We start from the raw sequence: 15,035 nt of genomic DNA on the forward strand, positions 1-15,035 counted from the left end.
CCTAAACTGCTTCAATTTCATAATAATTTTGGATGTATTCCAACGTTTTTTGAAGTTCTCTTAATGTTTTACATTGTAGATAGACTATAGCTGAAAAGAAAATAGAGGATCGTTCACCTTCCATTTTATCTCCTACATTGTAAAAATTTTCAACTTTTACAATTGAATTATTCTCATTTTTTGTAGGTATTTTCAATTTTTGAATCGTACCATTTTCACCAGGCAATCCGACCCAAGCAAAGAAACCACTCACTTCTTGTTTGTTTTTTATAGTTTCTAAGTCTCCAAAAATACAGCTTGAAAGTGAAACACCATATTTTTGGTAGATTGTTTCCTGAATGCCTGCCCCACCAATTCGAGTAGTAATTTCTCCAAAATACATTTTTCCCATTTGGTCTGTATAGGTCTCTAAATGAATTACTTCATTTTCCATATGCAACTGTTTTATAATTTCTTTCAGTATCTTTAAAATTTCTTTAACTTCTTTATTTTCTGAAGTTAAAATAACGGAACCGTTTAGCCCGCCTAAGTGACCCAGTAACGGAGAAAAATAGCGAGAAATAGATTGGAATACAATTTTTCCATTTGAAATTACTGCATCACAATGATATTCGTTTTGAATTTTGATAAATTCTTCTGCTATAACTGGCTCTTGATTGGAAAAAATTTCTTCGATATCTGGACTTTCAGGATCAAATGAGTTTTCTAGCTTTATTGTCTTTTTTGTTCCAGAACCAACTGCTGGTTTTACAACAATTGGATAATCCGACGTTTCAACAAGATAAGTTAATTCCTCTACATTAGCAATTGAAAAAAATTCGCCTATTTTGATATGCTGCTTTAAAAGATTTTTCATGGTTAGTTTGTTAGACGTTGCTAATCCAATCGTTATACTTGATCCAACGATGCCAAAGTATGAGCGAAGAAAACCAGCTGCAAACAAACTTTTTTCAGTAGTTGCTATAATCTCATCTATTTTTTGTTCTTGTTCTATCTGTAAAAATTTTTGTTTCAAAGTTTTAATATCAAAGTATGAACTAATTCCATAGAAACTACAATATGAGGAATCGTACAAAGGACGGTATTCTTCCTTTCCCAATATTGATATCTTAATATCTGATTTTTCATTGATATCAGCTAATTTATCAATAATTTTAGTTTTATCAGAATTTAAAACGAGAATATGCATTTTGCACCTCCTAATTAGTGGTAAAAAGTTATGATGTTATTTTTTGTATCAAGTATCACATATGACAGTGGATCATTTTTAATAGCTCCAACATTTATCAAATACTTCTTATTAGGATCTAAAAATATTGGTTTTGAATAGGTAAAATCTATTTTTATTGGTTGACTATCAACAACTTCAAAAAATGCGTCATGATGACTGTGACCATAAAATAAGCAAAAAGGATTCCGGATATCTACATTTGGGCACCATAAATCATAGTCAATTTCTTCCCACACAAATTGTTGACCATGGATAAATAAAAAACGTTCTTCTAATAGTACTGTTTCCTGCATATTGTTCAGTAGTTCGTATAGTTTTCTAGGCAACTTCTCAGAAGGAACTAACTGCTCCAGTCGTTCCTCCTGATTACCTTTAATCATCCTAACAGAATCTAATACTTCAGTCATTTTAGGATTATAGTAAAGAACTTGATCAAGAGTTTCAAAACGAAACGTTTCTAATTTTGATTTTGAAACAAGTACTTCAAAGATATCTCCCAAACAAATAACTGGCTTACTTATATATATAGATAACACTTTCAACAAATGCTCCAGATTATCATGAATATCAGATAGGATAATGTATTCTGTCATCGTTGATTTTCACTTCTGTCAAAATGAAGGTTCAAATAATCGAGAATATGCTGATTGAATTCTAATTTTCCAGGAATAACATTTTTCCCATCTATCAACGCCGGAATAAAATGGTTCCCTGTGATCTTTTGCATCACTACTCTCTCTGTTCTAGTTTTCGGTAAATTTATACAAATGTAATCCAAACCCAACTGAGTCATTCTTTCTCTCACACTTCTACAGTATGGACAGGTTTCACGTTGAAACAATGTCAGCATGTTATTTTCCTCCTCGCACAAAGACTTCTTGTATTGCTTTTGAACTGACGCCTAATGGAAATTCTGCACCTAGTTGGATAAGGGCACGTTCAATAGCTCCAAAAACTGCATATAGATCCAATTCATCGATATAGCCGATATGACCTACTCGAATCATCTTTCCTTTAAAAATACCTTGCCCTCCCGTAATTGACAAGTTAAACTCTGTTTCAAGTTGTGAAAGTAGCTTTTGTGTATCAATTCCTTCTGGGGCCAGGGCTGAAGTCACAGCATTACTTCGATAAATTGGTTTATCGACAAATAAAATAAAACCTAATGCATTTAATGCTCGCTGAGCTGCTAAAGCAATCTGCTTTTGTTGAACTAGCAAAGTACCACTTCCGATATCTTCAATCATAGACAAAGACTCCTCCAATGACAGTAGTAACGATACGCTAGCACTTGCGGAGGCGAATGGAAAGAACTGTTTCAATCTTGTAAACGAAAAATAATAAGCTGAAGAATTCGTTTGATCAATTTTTGACCATGCTTTATCCGAAATACCTACAAAAGTCAATCCTGGCGCCATCATGAAACCTTTATGAGATGCTGCAATAACAATATCCAGTCCCCATTCATCCATTAATAACTCATTGACAATCAAACCACTTATAGCATCGACAACGACTAAAACCTCTGTCTTCTTAAACAGTGCAGCAATTTCTTTAACAGGATTGATCATTCCCGTAGATGTCTCACTAAAAACAACAAATACACCTTTCAAATCAGGATTTTCTTTATATATTTCTGCAACTTCAGCTAGAGAAAATTCTGCTCCCCATTCCTTTTCATAAACAAGTGTATTCAAAGCATTGTGTTCACAAATTGTACGGAAACGTTCACCAAAATAGCCATTAGACAGAACCAAAACCTTATCATTTTTGTCAAAAGAATTCGTGACACTAGCTTCCATACCTCCTGTTCCTGAACATGAAATAGTATACACATCATTTTTTGTTTGAAAAATATTTTTTAATTTAGGATTTATCCGTTCCATCAACTCTTTCATATGTGAAGCGCGATGATGGATTAAATCTCTTGCACCAGCTAGACGAATATTACTTGGAGACGAGGTAGGTCCTGGCGTTGCCATTCTATATTTATACATATCTTCTTCCTTTCTTCCAGAGACACCATATAGTTTACATCAATAATTTAGATAAATTTCTCGTTGTGAGGTTCTTAAATCAAAATCAAAAAATACCAACCGATGCTTTTCAGGTAAAATGAGTTTTCTGTTCATATAAGCTAAGGATTGACTGTTGCCCAACAAAATATTTTTTATGTGAGCCATTCCATTAGGATCTCTTGTCAACTCAAAATGATTATCTTTGGTCCCAGAAGGGTATAATTTTTCTAAAAAGAAAAGCAAATCCTTTATAACACCCTTTTCAAATCGCATAGTAACTAGAGCTGTTGTACTTCCTTTAGCACATATTGAAACCATGCCATCTTTTTCTACACTTTGCATTAAATGCTCATTAACCATAGATGTAATATCCTGATAAAATTCAAATCCTTCTGAAAAAACTGAGATTTGTTTTAACATAATAATTCCGCCTTGATTTTGCCATTTCCAAAAAGATCGACAGTAGGTATTCCCTTCAAACAGGTTAAAACTTCTTTCAAGGATTGATCATAAACATTACGATCACTCATATCAAGATAGTTATTCCAATGATTTTTAACGATCTCAATATTTTTTTGTAACATTTCTATAGATGTAGGTGTTTCCAACATACGTAAGGCAATTTCTTTTTGAACACTTGGCATAATAATTTTCTTGAGTTGAGCTATTATTTCTGGCGAACTAAATGTGACAAAATCTGCTAGAATTTCTGGTGGAACTGGCATTTTATGTCTTGTTGACCAAATAGTTGCTTGATTTTTGCGAACCTCATCCTCTAAAGAAAGCTTAGTTACCAATTCAGGATATTTTGAAATCGTTCCTAATCCTAGATGAGGATAATCTGGCCACCCTTTTGCCATTAAACAATTATCTTTCACCCAAAGGAATGTTTTATCCCCACTGAAGAAATTGTAACCGTGATCTCTAACTAGTTCTAGAAGAACAGTTGATTTCCCAGCACCTTTTGGCCCAGTTATTAAAATCACCTCACCATTTTTTTCGGCACTTGCTGCATGTACAACAATACTTCCGTGCAACTCCTCATTTTTTAGAACCAAATCACGAATCAGTTCAATCAAAATCATTTCTTCTCTCTGATTTGGTTCCAAAGAGCAATAAACTTCAATGTTTTTCAATTCCTTATGGTAGATTAAAGAAACATCTGCTTCTTTAGAATAAAAGTATTCGATGGTACCAGTAGTTCGTTTTTCAACAAAAATGCTGAAAAAATCTGATGCACTTTTCCTAATATAAAGATTGTCAACTCTTTCTTCAGTTTGGAAAAACTGTTTTGGCTCTTTGGTTCTTGAGACTTTAATAGTTGCTAATGCTGATCCATCTTTTTTTCCAAAATCTGTGCTAAAATGTGTGCTAAAAAAATGAATTACCTTTCCCATTAAAACATCACTTTTCTCATCTGTTGTAATTGTCAATACTGTATTTAAAAACGTTAATGTACAATCCATCAAAAATCTTCCTTACTTATTGTATTTTTTATTTTTCTTTCATTTTCTAGCATATCATACATGCCTTGTAATCTAAATATCTCCGACATTGGAGCAATTTCATCTTCAACTACTGTTGTTTTTTCAAATTCAATAATTTTGTCAAAAGTGGCCTTAATAGAATTCACTGCACTTCGAAGTCCTTGATTCGCAAAAATAACCATACGAATTCCTAACTTATATAACTCATTCAAATCAATATCTGGATAAGTTGTTGGAACAATAATCAACGGCAGCTTTCCTATATACCCTTTGGCAAACTCTTTAATCTCTTTTGCATCCGTAGCTTTCGAATGAATCAATAAAGCATCTGCTCCAGCTTTTTCATAAAGTTCAGCTCTTTCTAATGCTTTTTCCATTCCCTCGCCAGCAATCAATGACTCGATACGAGCTACTGCGCAAAAATCAGGATTTTCTTGAGTTATTTTAATTGAACGAATTTTTTCACAGAAATCGATTCTATCGGCGAGAACTTGATTATTCTCAATAAATGAATTCATCTTAGGAAAAAGTTTGTCTTCAATACAAATAGCATCTACTCCTACACTCTCATATTTTTCGACCATTCTGACTGTATTATTTAGACCGCCATATCCTGAATCACAATCGCAAAGAACAGGTATCTTAGTTGATTCTCGGATGTTTTCGACTACTTGAAGATTTTCAGACATTGTTAATATATTGGCATCAGGCACTGCTTGACTAGCAGAAATTTCCAGTCCACTGGCCCAAACAGCATCATAGCCAGCTTCTTCTGCCAGCTTTGCAGTCAAACCGTTATGAACCCCCATCACTTTTGCCACTTTATTTCCATTTAATAATTCTTTAAATTTCTTCATATTTTCCTCCGTTTTTGTTTAATAATGACTCAATATATTCAGTACTGACCTTTTTTGGTTTTCGCTTTCCTAATTGGACTGCTAATGTTAATAATGCTTCCTTATTTTCAAAATTCTGCAAAAGATCATAATAATAATAATGCAAGTTACCTATTCCCGTAACTAGCTCTGGTTGTCCAATTTTTAGGTCTTTTTCTAAGATATCTGTTCTTACAAATTCAGCTATCACTATCAGCTCATGTAAATCAATTGTTGTAGTTCCTTTTCTAAATGCATAAGCCCCCAACTGTTCTGTGGCCAAATTTCCCGCCCCGCGAGCCATGGAGCATAAAGACGTATCTACAAAAGTTGCTCCCGCATTTATTGCCGCTAAAACATTAGCAAATGCTAGACCTAAGTTATTGTGTCCATGAAAGCCAAGATCAAAATGTGCAATTTTACTCAACTCAGTAAATATTTCAGTTACATCCTCTGGTAAAAAATGACCAAAAGAGTCTGCAATACATAGCAAATCAATATTTAATTGATTTAATTTTCCGACAATTCCTCGTAATAAATCAACCTCAATATAACTAGCGCTCATTAAATTAACAGAGATATTGAATCCCATTTGTTTGAATTTTGTCAACTTCTTATAAATTTTTTCAATATCATGAGGATAACTCGCAATTCTAAGCCATTCGATATTCGCTTTTTGTAAGTCCTCATAATCAATTTCTTCTAAATTAGATGCGACTATCATTGCAGCATATTTAGATTGTTTCAGTTTAGGCATGTTTTGAATAATTGATGCGGTTAAATGATTAAATATCCCGGTATTTGAACTTTGATTACTCCCAGAACCACCAATATATCCTATTTCGATAATATCAATACCGGATTTGTCCAATTTAGAAACAATATGTTTTGCATCCTTAGTAGAAAAATTCCAATTATTTTGATTCCCACCGTCTCGAAGAGTGCAATCGATTATCTTCATTGTCAATCCTCCCTTACTTTATAGTTTTAGAAAATCTAGCTACAATCTCCTGTGGTGTATGAACTACTCTATTTCCAACTCCCTCGGTTCGCTGCTTAATTTTGCAGTGAATAAAAGCTGGTAATAGGAGTTGCTCTGGCCACTGAGCGATAGAATGTTCCACTATAAAACCAGATCGATAACCTAAACTTTTTGTTGCTTCTACCTGATTCATTAAACCAATTGTTTTTTGACCACCTGTACTTTCATGAACACCATTATCAAGAACTACATGAAGCAAATTTTTTGGTTCAAAAAATCCAATCATTGTAGTAATTCCGTAATTCATCAAAAAAGATCCATCACCATCCAAGATAATAATCATTTTTTCTGGAAGACTTAACGCAAGCCCCAGTGCAATTGGTGCCGCCATTCCCATTGAACCGACTAAATAAAAATTTTCTATTCGATCTTTAAAATTATATAAGTCTCTTGTCACATAGCCATTTGAACTGACAATCAATGCATCTGGATACTTTGTTAAAAGCTTTGCTAAAATCGTTTCCTTCTCCATCTGTTCATTCTCCATTTCTTAATATTGATCCTTTACTAAAATAACAAACGTCTTATTTTTAGTATGCCACTTTTCAATTTGCTCTGTAAGCGAGGATAGATTTTCCTCATCCAATATAAAATATGGAATATTTACGGAGTCAAGTATAGATGTAATTTTATCTCCGATAATATTGTGCTCAACTGCATCATTTCCATATCCACGCCAACTCATAACAATCAAAAGTGGTACATCATAGATCAGATTAAAAGATGTCAAAACGTTCAAAGAGTAGCCTAATCCCGAGTTTTGCATAAATACAGCTGCCTTTTTCCCTGCAAGAACAGCTCCAGAAGCTAAACCTAAAGCAGAATCTTCTCGTATTGCAGGGTAATACTCTTTCTCTTCCTTTTCAAGAAAAGAAAAGGTCTCTTTCAACAAACTGCAAGGAACCCCTGTAAAAAAATTATAACCTTCAGACTCCAACTTTTTCATCAATATATTTGACCCTTTGTTCATAATCAACCTCATTTCGTGTTATTTTTATATTCTCATGAGAATGATTAAATTGTAACTTGATTTTGATTATAAAAAAAATTCGTTTTCGAATATTTCTAGGAGGCTTTCATGACCATAGGAGAAAATATTAGGTATTGGAGAAAAAAACGTAGACTGACACAAAAACAACTATGCAACCTTATTTGCTCACAGTCACAACTGAGTAAAATCGAACGAGATTGCGAAAAACCCAGTATTGACATTATCAGTGATATTGCAAAGAAGTTAAATATTTCTATCTTAAATTTAGTTCAAAATAACGATAGCTTTCTCAAGTCATTTTCTAATAAAAAAAAAGAAATTCTTTTATCACTATTACAAAATAACAAAAAAGAATATCATCATTTATTACAATGGTTTCTTCGATTTTCCTATAACAGAGAAGTAGAAGAAGCATATCTAATTCTGTATGGTTACATTCAAATTACCGAAGAGAAGCCATTTTCTATGAAAGATATTGAAAATATCCAGCTTCAAATTAGAGATAATCATTTTGAATCATCGGAAATCTCAAAAATCTTTGTTCTTGTATTTAAGCTCTATTATTCTAAACAAAGAAATTACTTAAACTTAGAACAAGAACTGGAGAAAATAAAACGCTTATTATTATACCAAAATAATTACGATGATCTTTTTATTTTTCTTTTAATACACCTTATCCTTAAGACTTTTGATGAAAGTGTTTATTCTATTAATCTACTAAATCAATTATTGATCCACACTTTATTATGTAATGAGATTGATTTTGATTCTTTAGTTATTTTATTAAACTTTGTCATAATAGTGACTAAAGAAAAACATCCAAAAAGCTCACAACACTATAAAAAGATTTTAGTTCTGTTGATTAAATTATACGCGGACTAATTCATTAATTTAATCATTCTCATGAACATAATCTCTTTTAGCAAAGACAAAGAAAACAACGCCTAGAATTGTAATAAAAAATAAGATAACAAAAATATTTGTATAATTTTTTACAGAATAATAATCAATTAGTTTTCCTCCAACAATTGGTCCAATCGCCCTACCTGTCCGAACAAAATCAGATAGACTAAAATAAATCCCTTTATTTTTACTAGGGGATATCTCATCAACTAATGAATCAAATCTAGAACCGAATAACAACTCACCAATGCTAAAAATACAAACTGCACTCACTAAAACGATTGTATTTACAAAAAAAGCAAAAAACAACAAACTAGAAGCAATAAGTACATTGCTTATCATCAAAACATGGTATGGATTCATATTCTTTGTCCATTTTAAAACTGCAAATTGGCAGACTAAAACTGTCCCTGCATTTAATGAAACTAAATAGGAATAAAGCTTAACTCCATTTTTTACTGAACCTGTTAGTGAAAGATATTGTGAAATAGTAGAAGTCAGTTGAGAATAGCCAAAGTAAATAAACATCATGGCAAAAATCAATAGAATAAACTGACTATTATTTTTAACCAGTTGCATAAAATTCAGTGAATATTTTTCTTCAACTAAATGATTTTTCCCCTTGCTCTTATGGTCTTCTTTTTCTACAATAACTAATAATAATAACCCATAAACAATGTAAACTATTCCGAGTAAAACAAATGCTACTAAAGACCTCTTGAAATCAAAAATCGTTCCTAAAAGTGGTCCCACTAATGCTCCAACATTGATTGCTGTATAGCGCAAATTGAATACTATTAATTTGTTTTCAGTAGTAACTTCTTTAGAAAGAATTGTTTTTAATGCCGGTTCAAAAAGTGAATAAAGCAACCCACTTAGACCATTTAATAAAAGAAAAGAATAGTAATTTCCTGCAAAGAAATATAGAATAAATATAGCTCCCCAAATTATAGGAACAATTTTTACGATTCTGCTCACACCAACCTTTTCTATTATCATCCCTGAAAATAAGCAAAAAAGAATATTAACGATTGGATTAATACTTAAAATAAATCCGATTTGTATCGCATCCATTGTTCCCAAATAGGATAAGTAAATAGCTAAAAATGGTGTACTCATATAGTAAGCTACACGTGTAACCAAAATACCACATAATATCGAATAAATTTTTTTACCCATTTTTACACCTCGTTCTTTTTTTTATTCATTTAATATAATATAATGTTCTCAATAAAAAAAACTTTTTTGTGTCTAATTAACACAAAAAAAAGGAGTTAAACATGAATTTTGGTCCTACTATTAAAAAAATTAGAGTAGCAAAAAATATTTCTCAGGAAACCTTATCTAAGGGAATCATGGAACGTTCCAATTTATCCCGATTCGAAAATGGTCACTATTCTCCATCCTATAATGTTATTCCTCTATTGCTAGAACGTTTGAATATGGATTACGAAGAGCTAATGTTTTTAGCAAAGAACTATCAAATATCATCACTAGAAAAATTAAATACCAAAATTATGCAAGCTATCAACACTTATGATAAAACAGCCTTAATCAGCCTAAGTCAAGAAACATATAAACAGAGTAAAATTTCCACTAATATTCAGTATCGGCACCTCTATCTTTTGACATTAGCCTTTTTACAAAAATATTTTAATGTTAAAGAACATGATTTCGATTTTGACATGCTAATAAATACAGAAATTTTAAGTTATTTCACAAAAACAGACAGTTGGTATATTTATGAATTTCGCTTACTGAACAATTTTTTGCATTATTTTAACCATGAAAGTATTCTTCATTTACTTCCTATGGCCGAACAGCAACTTATCAAGTATACGCATATGCAGAATACACATAGTCTTCACCAACACCTTTGGCAAAATGCAGGAATGTATTTTTTTGAAAAGAAAGAGTATAAGAATGCTTTGCATTACTTTGAAAAAGCAATCAGCTTATCTAACTCCAAAAGATTGCTATTTGAAAAAATAGAAGCTACAATATATCATCAATTATGTCTTAATACTCAATCAGATGAAACCTTTGATATCGACATATACCTATATATACTTGAACAATTTGGTTTTGATAAATCTGCTAGTCACTTAAAGAAAATTATGAATAGAATTAACTAAAATCTAGTTCTATTGCACAGTTAAAAAAATTGTATTACCCTATTTTGACTTTTATTTTAAACAAGTATAATCAATAACTCTTTAATTTAAGCTAGGCTTTTTTTAACAAACATAATCCTTTACAAAGATCAAATTATCTCCATTTCAATTTTATATTCTTAAAAATAATTAACTTTGTTAAAAAACGAAAAACAGCTATAAATGTTGATATTTCAACATTTATAGCTGTCATTAATTTCTAACTAGTTGATCCTTCCAATAACAATTTTTGATTGAGATAAATTGAAATATCAGTCACATCAACAGGTTTAAGTTTCGGTGTATAAAAATTGACTTTCGTGGGCGAACGTTTGGTAAGTATATTAGCAAATTTACTTCTTTCAAGAAATCTCATTTAATATTAATCACCCAGCATCTATATTTCTAAATTTTAGTCTATTTAAAAGAAATGATAAATCGGATATTTTTTCACAAAATCTTGCTGCTCTTTATCCATAGAATTATATTGAAGTTCCGCACCTAACTTATTATCAACTAAAACATATGCTCCAAATCTAATTTCATTAGGTAAATCTGAATTTTCAGCAATACTCAGCAGTTCAATTTGCTCATTTTTTTCAATTGTTCCTAATCGTTTCTTTATTTGATATAAATTCAATTTTTGGGTTATCTCATCAATAAAACCTGTTTCTAAATCTGATTCAATAATCCATTTTGCAAAGTCTAAAGCAGTATTTATAAGTTTTCCAGCTCTTTCTATATTACTTTTTTTTAATAAATCGAAAGCTTCAATGAGCTTTAACATAAATATATTTGCATCATCAATTATGCTAGTACTAAGTTCTAATTCTTTATATGACGGCAGAAATACATCAAATCTTACATTATCTGCATAAGCCAAAACATCAACACTTAAGAGTGAATAAATTGAAGCTTTCCTTCTAATCCCTTCCTCATCAATAGCTGTAACTATAAGGTCATTTTGAAAATGATCTTCAATTTGATATACGCCCTTAGTATCCTTAATCTGATTAAATATTAGTGCCAACTTCAATTTACCTATTACTAGCATAGCAATTGATGGTATATTTTCTTTTAGTGAACCTACGTTTTTTCCTTTTAAAAGAGCTACTTTTAATATATCCAAATCTCTTCTTTCTTGGTTAGTTAACTCAGATAAATCTAAATCTTCAGCAATCCCTAGATAATCTAAAAGCCTAACAATATCTTTAAAATATTGTAACCTTTTTTCTTCTGTATTCATATCAAATGTAGTAAAATCAAAATTTGCTTTCTCTAAATCTAACCAAAATTCATTAATATAAAATCCTTTATTTCTTATTAATTTAATTAAAAATTCTAAGCTGCGGGTCAATTCTCTTACTTTGTCTGTACCTTTAAAATCTATATTAAAAGTTTTCTTTTCATCACTTATAATTAAGCTTATATTACTTCCCAGATATAGAACTATTCCATCTTTTCTATATTCTCGAGTGGCTTCTTTATAATATATCTTATTATCTACAGAAAACACTAAATTATCTTTTTCAAGTAAAAATATTTCTTCCATTTCTCCATCTATAGGGATGGGGATAGCGTACCCCGGTACCTTCGCATAAATATAAATATTGTTTAACTCATTAAATTCAGCAATTTCCCTTACATTTTCTAGCCCTTTTCCAGAAATTGTTAACTCATAATTTTCATCTGGATATATATTTCTTAAGTCACTAATGGTTAAAGGCTTAATATGTGAAAAACTGGCTTGTTTTTTACTGTTCATTTGAAAATTACTAACAATTCCTAAAATCTTACTTTGATCTTTTGGGAGTGATTTCAATTGAATAGTTTTTGTATTTTGCGACTTCTTAGTGCCAGATAAATAGGTTCTTATTTTCAAAGGTTCTAAAGGAGCATAATAAATACGAGATTCTCCCAATTTATTGATATATATTACAAAATATATCACGCCACCATCGGATAAGTAGTTTTTTAAATCTACAATTTCTACAGCGTATTTAATGGTTTGTTCTGAAAGATTTTCACTAGCCTTTCCCTTAACCTGTACAGAAACCCGTCCTTCTAAATTTTTCTTCTGCTTTCCTTTCTCATTAAATATGATAATAGTACCATCCCAAGAAGGTTCTTTATCATTTTCATTAATGTAAGGAAGTAAATACTCATTCAAGGTAATGACTTTTTTTAGATCAGTTATAGAAAGCAACTCTATATCTATTGCATTCAATTCTTATATCACTCCTGTTCTAAACGATCAAATTTCTTTCACAACTCTCATTATAACAAAAGTCTGAACTAATAAATATCACTTAAAAAAAAAGCTTCTACATAAAAAAATACTTAATAAACATTACTCAAACCATTTTCTTACTTGTTCCATCATACGTCAATTGTAAGTTTTAGTGTATAAAAGAGGAACTTTCCTGAACCTATATTTGGACTGTATCATAAAATATTGCTACTTTTACCACAAATGATTAATAATATTTTTTTGATGTTATTTGAACATATTTAACTATTTCCACTTTTTTTCACTCGATTTACATTTGCCATAATAGTCTTCATTCCTAATATTTTTGCTAAAAATACTCTGTGGCTTCCATCTTCTGTTACAAAATATTTATCTTTATCTGAGTCATAAATAACGTACATATCCTTATATCTAGGATTTGAATATATATTATAAAATTCTGTTTCATCTTTTTCAAAAGTTCTTATCAAACGATCTATCTTCCCATGCTTTATTTCGGCAGAAGCTCTCCCCTCCATTACTATTTTAAAAGGTTGATACCAGTTGGAAAAACTACGAAATCTCATTATTCCACTAATTTTCTCTACTTCAATTTCTTCCCAAACCTCATTGGAATAATCCGAATGAAAGTATAGCTGTTCATCGAAATCCATCAATAAAGATTTTAATTGTTCCTCTGTTAACGGATTAAATTTAGAAAATATAAAATTAAGTCTATTGAGTCTTTTTTTTTCATCTAAAACTTTAAGATTTAAAGTATCTTTCTCTTCCTTATCACAGCCATCAAGAAAAGGAAGTCTCTGTAAATCATCTCTAAAAAAATCTCTTTTTTTCTTAAAATATTCAACCTTCACTAAAAACAAATTCGACGTCGGATTTGTTTTTGTTATATAATCTTTTACGATTTCTTTATCTGAATTACCAAAAATAATAACACCTTTATAGTTCCATGCTTTCATCATTTTAAACCTCCTTTTCAAGTTCTTTACTTAAAACTGCTAACACAATTTCTGCATTTTTTTCTTCTGTATATTGTTTTCTTTGGGACAAACGAAAGTTATTTTCTATAAATTTTTGAATAACTTTACTATTACCTTTTTTTGGAAAAGAAATAGTAAATAGAGGAAAATTGGTGTTTCTAACTCCATAACTAATTCCGACTGTTGCTTCATCGACCCCACTGGAATAAAGTAATTCACAACACCATTTCTTTAAAGCATTATACTTTTTCTGTTGTGCCTTATTTAAAGTCTTGTTAGTTGAAGGAGAAGTATATGACAATTTATCTCTGTTATCGATAAATTGTGTCAAATAGGTATATGTCAGACAAATTTCTTTTGAACCAATAAATAAATCTTCTACATCTGTATTCATATAATCACATAATTGACATACTGTAGTATAATCAAACGATCTTTCTCCTATTTCAAACTTATAAATATTTTGTGGTGCAATTCTCAAATAGTCAGCAATGTTCTTTTGCGTTAGTCCTACTGATTCTCTCATTCTTTTAAAATTAGTACCTATTTCCTTTTTCCCTTTGCATACTGGATCATTAATCTCAACAGTTGCTAAAAATTCTTGAATTGAGCTCTTTGTATATTTCATAAATACCTCCTCTAAGTTGTAAAAATAATCATATTTATATTAAATGCTATTTACCATTAAATACCTTATTTAGAAAAACTTCATCTACATTTTGGTCTATTTTCAAATCTTTAAACATAGCTGCATAAATATTTACCATACGCTCATTTGTTTGCATAGAATCAACCGCTCCATACTCCAAATATGCGTGAAATTTTTTCACAGCATCCATGACTTCTTTCGAATCATAAAAAGTTGCTGTGATTCCATTCATTGCTGCTGAATATTCTTCACATTTGACATCATATCTATAACTAATCATTTGAACTAAAGTATCATATTTTTTGCTCCATAAATCATATTCTCTATGTGACTTCTCCATTTGCTTTTGAAACTCTTTATTCTGCTTGTCTAGTCTCATGGAGTAAGCTAAGGATATAAATACACCAATCAATCCTAAAGCACCACCAATAATTCCATCAATTGTTACATTCATC

17 protein-coding genes are annotated in these 15,035 nt (G+C 30.7%); 2 read left to right on the plus strand and 15 right to left on the minus strand.

Annotation, left to right across the window (positions count from 1 at the left end; genetic code table 11):
• Window position 1 precedes the first annotated feature (1 nt).
• Genes BCR23_RS07100 through BCR23_RS07145 form a run of 10 tightly spaced genes read right to left on the minus strand, consistent with a single transcriptional unit; the run spans window position 2 to window position 7,623 of the window.
• Window positions 2-1,189, minus strand: coding sequence for an ATP-grasp domain-containing protein (locus tag BCR23_RS07100; protein ID WP_069634795.1), 1,188 nt, complete (start codon window positions 1,187-1,189; stop codon window positions 2-4).
• Window positions 1,190-1,203: 14 nt separating this feature from the next.
• The gene (locus tag BCR23_RS07105) at window positions 1,204-1,824 is read right to left on the minus strand and encodes a metallophosphoesterase family protein (protein WP_069634796.1); all 621 of its coding nucleotides are present in this window, start codon (window positions 1,822-1,824) and stop codon (window positions 1,204-1,206) included.
• Window positions 1,821-2,081 carry a glutaredoxin domain-containing protein gene (locus BCR23_RS07110; RefSeq protein WP_069634797.1) on the minus strand — a complete coding sequence of 87 codons (261 nt, stop codon included), beginning with the start codon at window positions 2,079-2,081 and terminating at the stop codon, window positions 1,821-1,823. The genes BCR23_RS07105 and BCR23_RS07110 overlap by 4 nt, the downstream gene beginning before the upstream one ends.
• A 1-nt stretch (window position 2,082) precedes the next feature.
• Window positions 2,083-3,228: a pyridoxal-phosphate-dependent aminotransferase family protein gene (locus BCR23_RS07115; protein ID WP_205688499.1), complete on the minus strand. Its 1,146-nt coding sequence runs from the start codon at window positions 3,226-3,228 to the stop codon at window positions 2,083-2,085.
• A gap of 39 nt (window positions 3,229-3,267) precedes the next feature.
• On the minus strand, window positions 3,268-3,669 hold the full coding sequence (locus BCR23_RS07120; RefSeq protein WP_069634798.1) for a YjbQ family protein: 402 nt from the start codon (window positions 3,667-3,669) through the stop codon (window positions 3,268-3,270).
• Window positions 3,663-4,715 (minus strand): phosphoenolpyruvate carboxykinase (ATP), encoded by a 1,053-nt coding sequence (locus BCR23_RS07125; protein ID WP_069634799.1) that lies wholly within the window; start codon window positions 4,713-4,715, stop codon window positions 3,663-3,665. The genes BCR23_RS07120 and BCR23_RS07125 overlap by 7 nt, the downstream gene beginning before the upstream one ends.
• Window positions 4,715-5,593, minus strand: a complete 879-nt coding sequence (locus tag BCR23_RS07130) for an isocitrate lyase/phosphoenolpyruvate mutase family protein (protein ID WP_069634800.1) — start codon at window positions 5,591-5,593, stop codon at window positions 4,715-4,717. The genes BCR23_RS07125 and BCR23_RS07130 overlap by 1 nt, the downstream gene beginning before the upstream one ends.
• Complete coding sequence (locus BCR23_RS07135; RefSeq protein ID WP_083241910.1) at window positions 5,580-6,572, minus strand: beta/alpha barrel domain-containing protein; 993 nt, start codon at window positions 6,570-6,572, stop codon at window positions 5,580-5,582. Before BCR23_RS07135 ends, BCR23_RS07130 begins: the two co-directional genes overlap by 14 nt.
• A gap of 13 nt (window positions 6,573-6,585) precedes the next feature.
• On the minus strand, window positions 6,586-7,125 hold the full coding sequence (locus BCR23_RS07140) for a thiamine pyrophosphate-dependent enzyme (protein WP_069634802.1): 540 nt from the start codon (window positions 7,123-7,125) through the stop codon (window positions 6,586-6,588).
• Between the two features lie 18 nt (window positions 7,126-7,143).
• Window positions 7,144-7,623 (minus strand): thiamine pyrophosphate-binding protein, encoded by a 480-nt coding sequence (locus tag BCR23_RS07145; protein ID WP_069634803.1) that lies wholly within the window; start codon window positions 7,621-7,623, stop codon window positions 7,144-7,146.
• A gap of 108 nt (window positions 7,624-7,731) precedes the next feature.
• Between BCR23_RS07145 and BCR23_RS07150 the strand changes: the two genes are divergently transcribed.
• A complete protein-coding gene (locus BCR23_RS07150) occupies window positions 7,732-8,526 on the plus strand; it encodes a helix-turn-helix domain-containing protein (RefSeq protein WP_069634804.1) in 795 nt (264 codons plus the stop codon).
• Window positions 8,527-8,535: 9 nt separating this feature from the next.
• On the opposite strand, the gene BCR23_RS07155 is transcribed toward BCR23_RS07150, so the two are convergent.
• Window positions 8,536-9,726, minus strand: a complete 1,191-nt coding sequence (locus BCR23_RS07155; protein ID WP_069634805.1) for an MFS transporter — start codon at window positions 9,724-9,726, stop codon at window positions 8,536-8,538.
• Window positions 9,727-9,827: 101 nt separating this feature from the next.
• On the opposite strand from BCR23_RS07155, the gene BCR23_RS07160 reads away from it, so the two are divergent.
• On the plus strand, window positions 9,828-10,682 hold the full coding sequence (locus BCR23_RS07160) for a helix-turn-helix domain-containing protein (protein ID WP_069634806.1): 855 nt from the start codon (window positions 9,828-9,830) through the stop codon (window positions 10,680-10,682).
• 439 nt (window positions 10,683-11,121) lie between these two features.
• On the opposite strand, the gene BCR23_RS07165 is transcribed toward BCR23_RS07160, so the two are convergent.
• The 4 genes from BCR23_RS07165 to BCR23_RS07180 form a co-directional block, all read right to left on the minus strand.
• A complete protein-coding gene (locus tag BCR23_RS07165) occupies window positions 11,122-12,927 on the minus strand; it encodes a DUF4365 domain-containing protein (RefSeq protein ID WP_069634807.1) in 1,806 nt (601 codons plus the stop codon).
• A gap of 284 nt (window positions 12,928-13,211) precedes the next feature.
• Window positions 13,212-13,913, minus strand: coding sequence for a hypothetical protein (locus tag BCR23_RS07170; RefSeq protein WP_069634808.1), 702 nt, complete (start codon window positions 13,911-13,913; stop codon window positions 13,212-13,214).
• Between the two features lies 1 nt (window position 13,914).
• Complete coding sequence (locus BCR23_RS07175) at window positions 13,915-14,559, minus strand: helix-turn-helix domain-containing protein (RefSeq protein WP_069634809.1); 645 nt, start codon at window positions 14,557-14,559, stop codon at window positions 13,915-13,917.
• A gap of 46 nt (window positions 14,560-14,605) precedes the next feature.
• Window positions 14,606-15,034: a hypothetical protein gene (locus BCR23_RS07180; protein WP_069634810.1), complete on the minus strand. Its 429-nt coding sequence runs from the start codon at window positions 15,032-15,034 to the stop codon at window positions 14,606-14,608.
• Window position 15,035 lies beyond the last annotated feature (1 nt).

The organism is Enterococcus quebecensis (assembly GCF_001730365.1).
Taxonomy (GTDB): domain Bacteria; phylum Bacillota; class Bacilli; order Lactobacillales; family Enterococcaceae; genus Enterococcus_L; species Enterococcus_L quebecensis.

What these genes read in the sequence shown, in the direction of transcription:
- BCR23_RS07125 (WP_069634799.1), bottom strand. Translation starts at nt 4,715, where the DNA reads ATGGATTGTACATTAACGTTTTTAAATACAGTATTGACAATTACAACA.
- BCR23_RS07170 (WP_069634808.1), bottom strand. Translation starts at nt 13,913, where the DNA reads ATGATGAAAGCATGGAACTATAAAGGTGTTATTATTTTTGGTAATTCA.
- BCR23_RS07105 (WP_069634796.1), bottom strand. Translation starts at nt 1,824, where the DNA reads ATGACAGAATACATTATCCTATCTGATATTCATGATAATCTGGAGCAT.
- BCR23_RS07115 (WP_205688499.1), bottom strand. Translation starts at nt 3,228, where the DNA reads ATGTATAAATATAGAATGGCAACGCCAGGACCTACCTCGTCTCCAAGT.
- BCR23_RS07120 (WP_069634798.1), bottom strand. Translation starts at nt 3,669, where the DNA reads ATGTTAAAACAAATCTCAGTTTTTTCAGAAGGATTTGAATTTTATCAG.
- BCR23_RS07135 (WP_083241910.1), bottom strand. Translation starts at nt 6,572, where the DNA reads ATGAAGATAATCGATTGCACTCTTCGAGACGGTGGGAATCAAAATAAT.
- BCR23_RS07100 (WP_069634795.1), bottom strand. Translation starts at nt 1,189, where the DNA reads ATGCATATTCTCGTTTTAAATTCTGATAAAACTAAAATTATTGATAAA.
- BCR23_RS07180 (WP_069634810.1), bottom strand. Translation starts at nt 15,034, where the DNA reads ATGAATGTAACAATTGATGGAATTATTGGTGGTGCTTTAGGATTGATT.
- BCR23_RS07110 (WP_069634797.1), bottom strand. Translation starts at nt 2,081, where the DNA reads ATGCTGACATTGTTTCAACGTGAAACCTGTCCATACTGTAGAAGTGTG.
- BCR23_RS07175 (WP_069634809.1), bottom strand. Translation starts at nt 14,559, where the DNA reads ATGAAATATACAAAGAGCTCAATTCAAGAATTTTTAGCAACTGTTGAG.
- BCR23_RS07160 (WP_069634806.1), top strand. Translation starts at nt 9,828, where the DNA reads ATGAATTTTGGTCCTACTATTAAAAAAATTAGAGTAGCAAAAAATATT.
- BCR23_RS07150 (WP_069634804.1), top strand. Translation starts at nt 7,732, where the DNA reads ATGACCATAGGAGAAAATATTAGGTATTGGAGAAAAAAACGTAGACTG.
- BCR23_RS07130 (WP_069634800.1), bottom strand. Translation starts at nt 5,593, where the DNA reads ATGAAGAAATTTAAAGAATTATTAAATGGAAATAAAGTGGCAAAAGTG.
- BCR23_RS07155 (WP_069634805.1), bottom strand. Translation starts at nt 9,726, where the DNA reads ATGGGTAAAAAAATTTATTCGATATTATGTGGTATTTTGGTTACACGT.
- BCR23_RS07145 (WP_069634803.1), bottom strand. Translation starts at nt 7,623, where the DNA reads ATGAACAAAGGGTCAAATATATTGATGAAAAAGTTGGAGTCTGAAGGT.
- BCR23_RS07140 (WP_069634802.1), bottom strand. Translation starts at nt 7,125, where the DNA reads ATGGAGAAGGAAACGATTTTAGCAAAGCTTTTAACAAAGTATCCAGAT.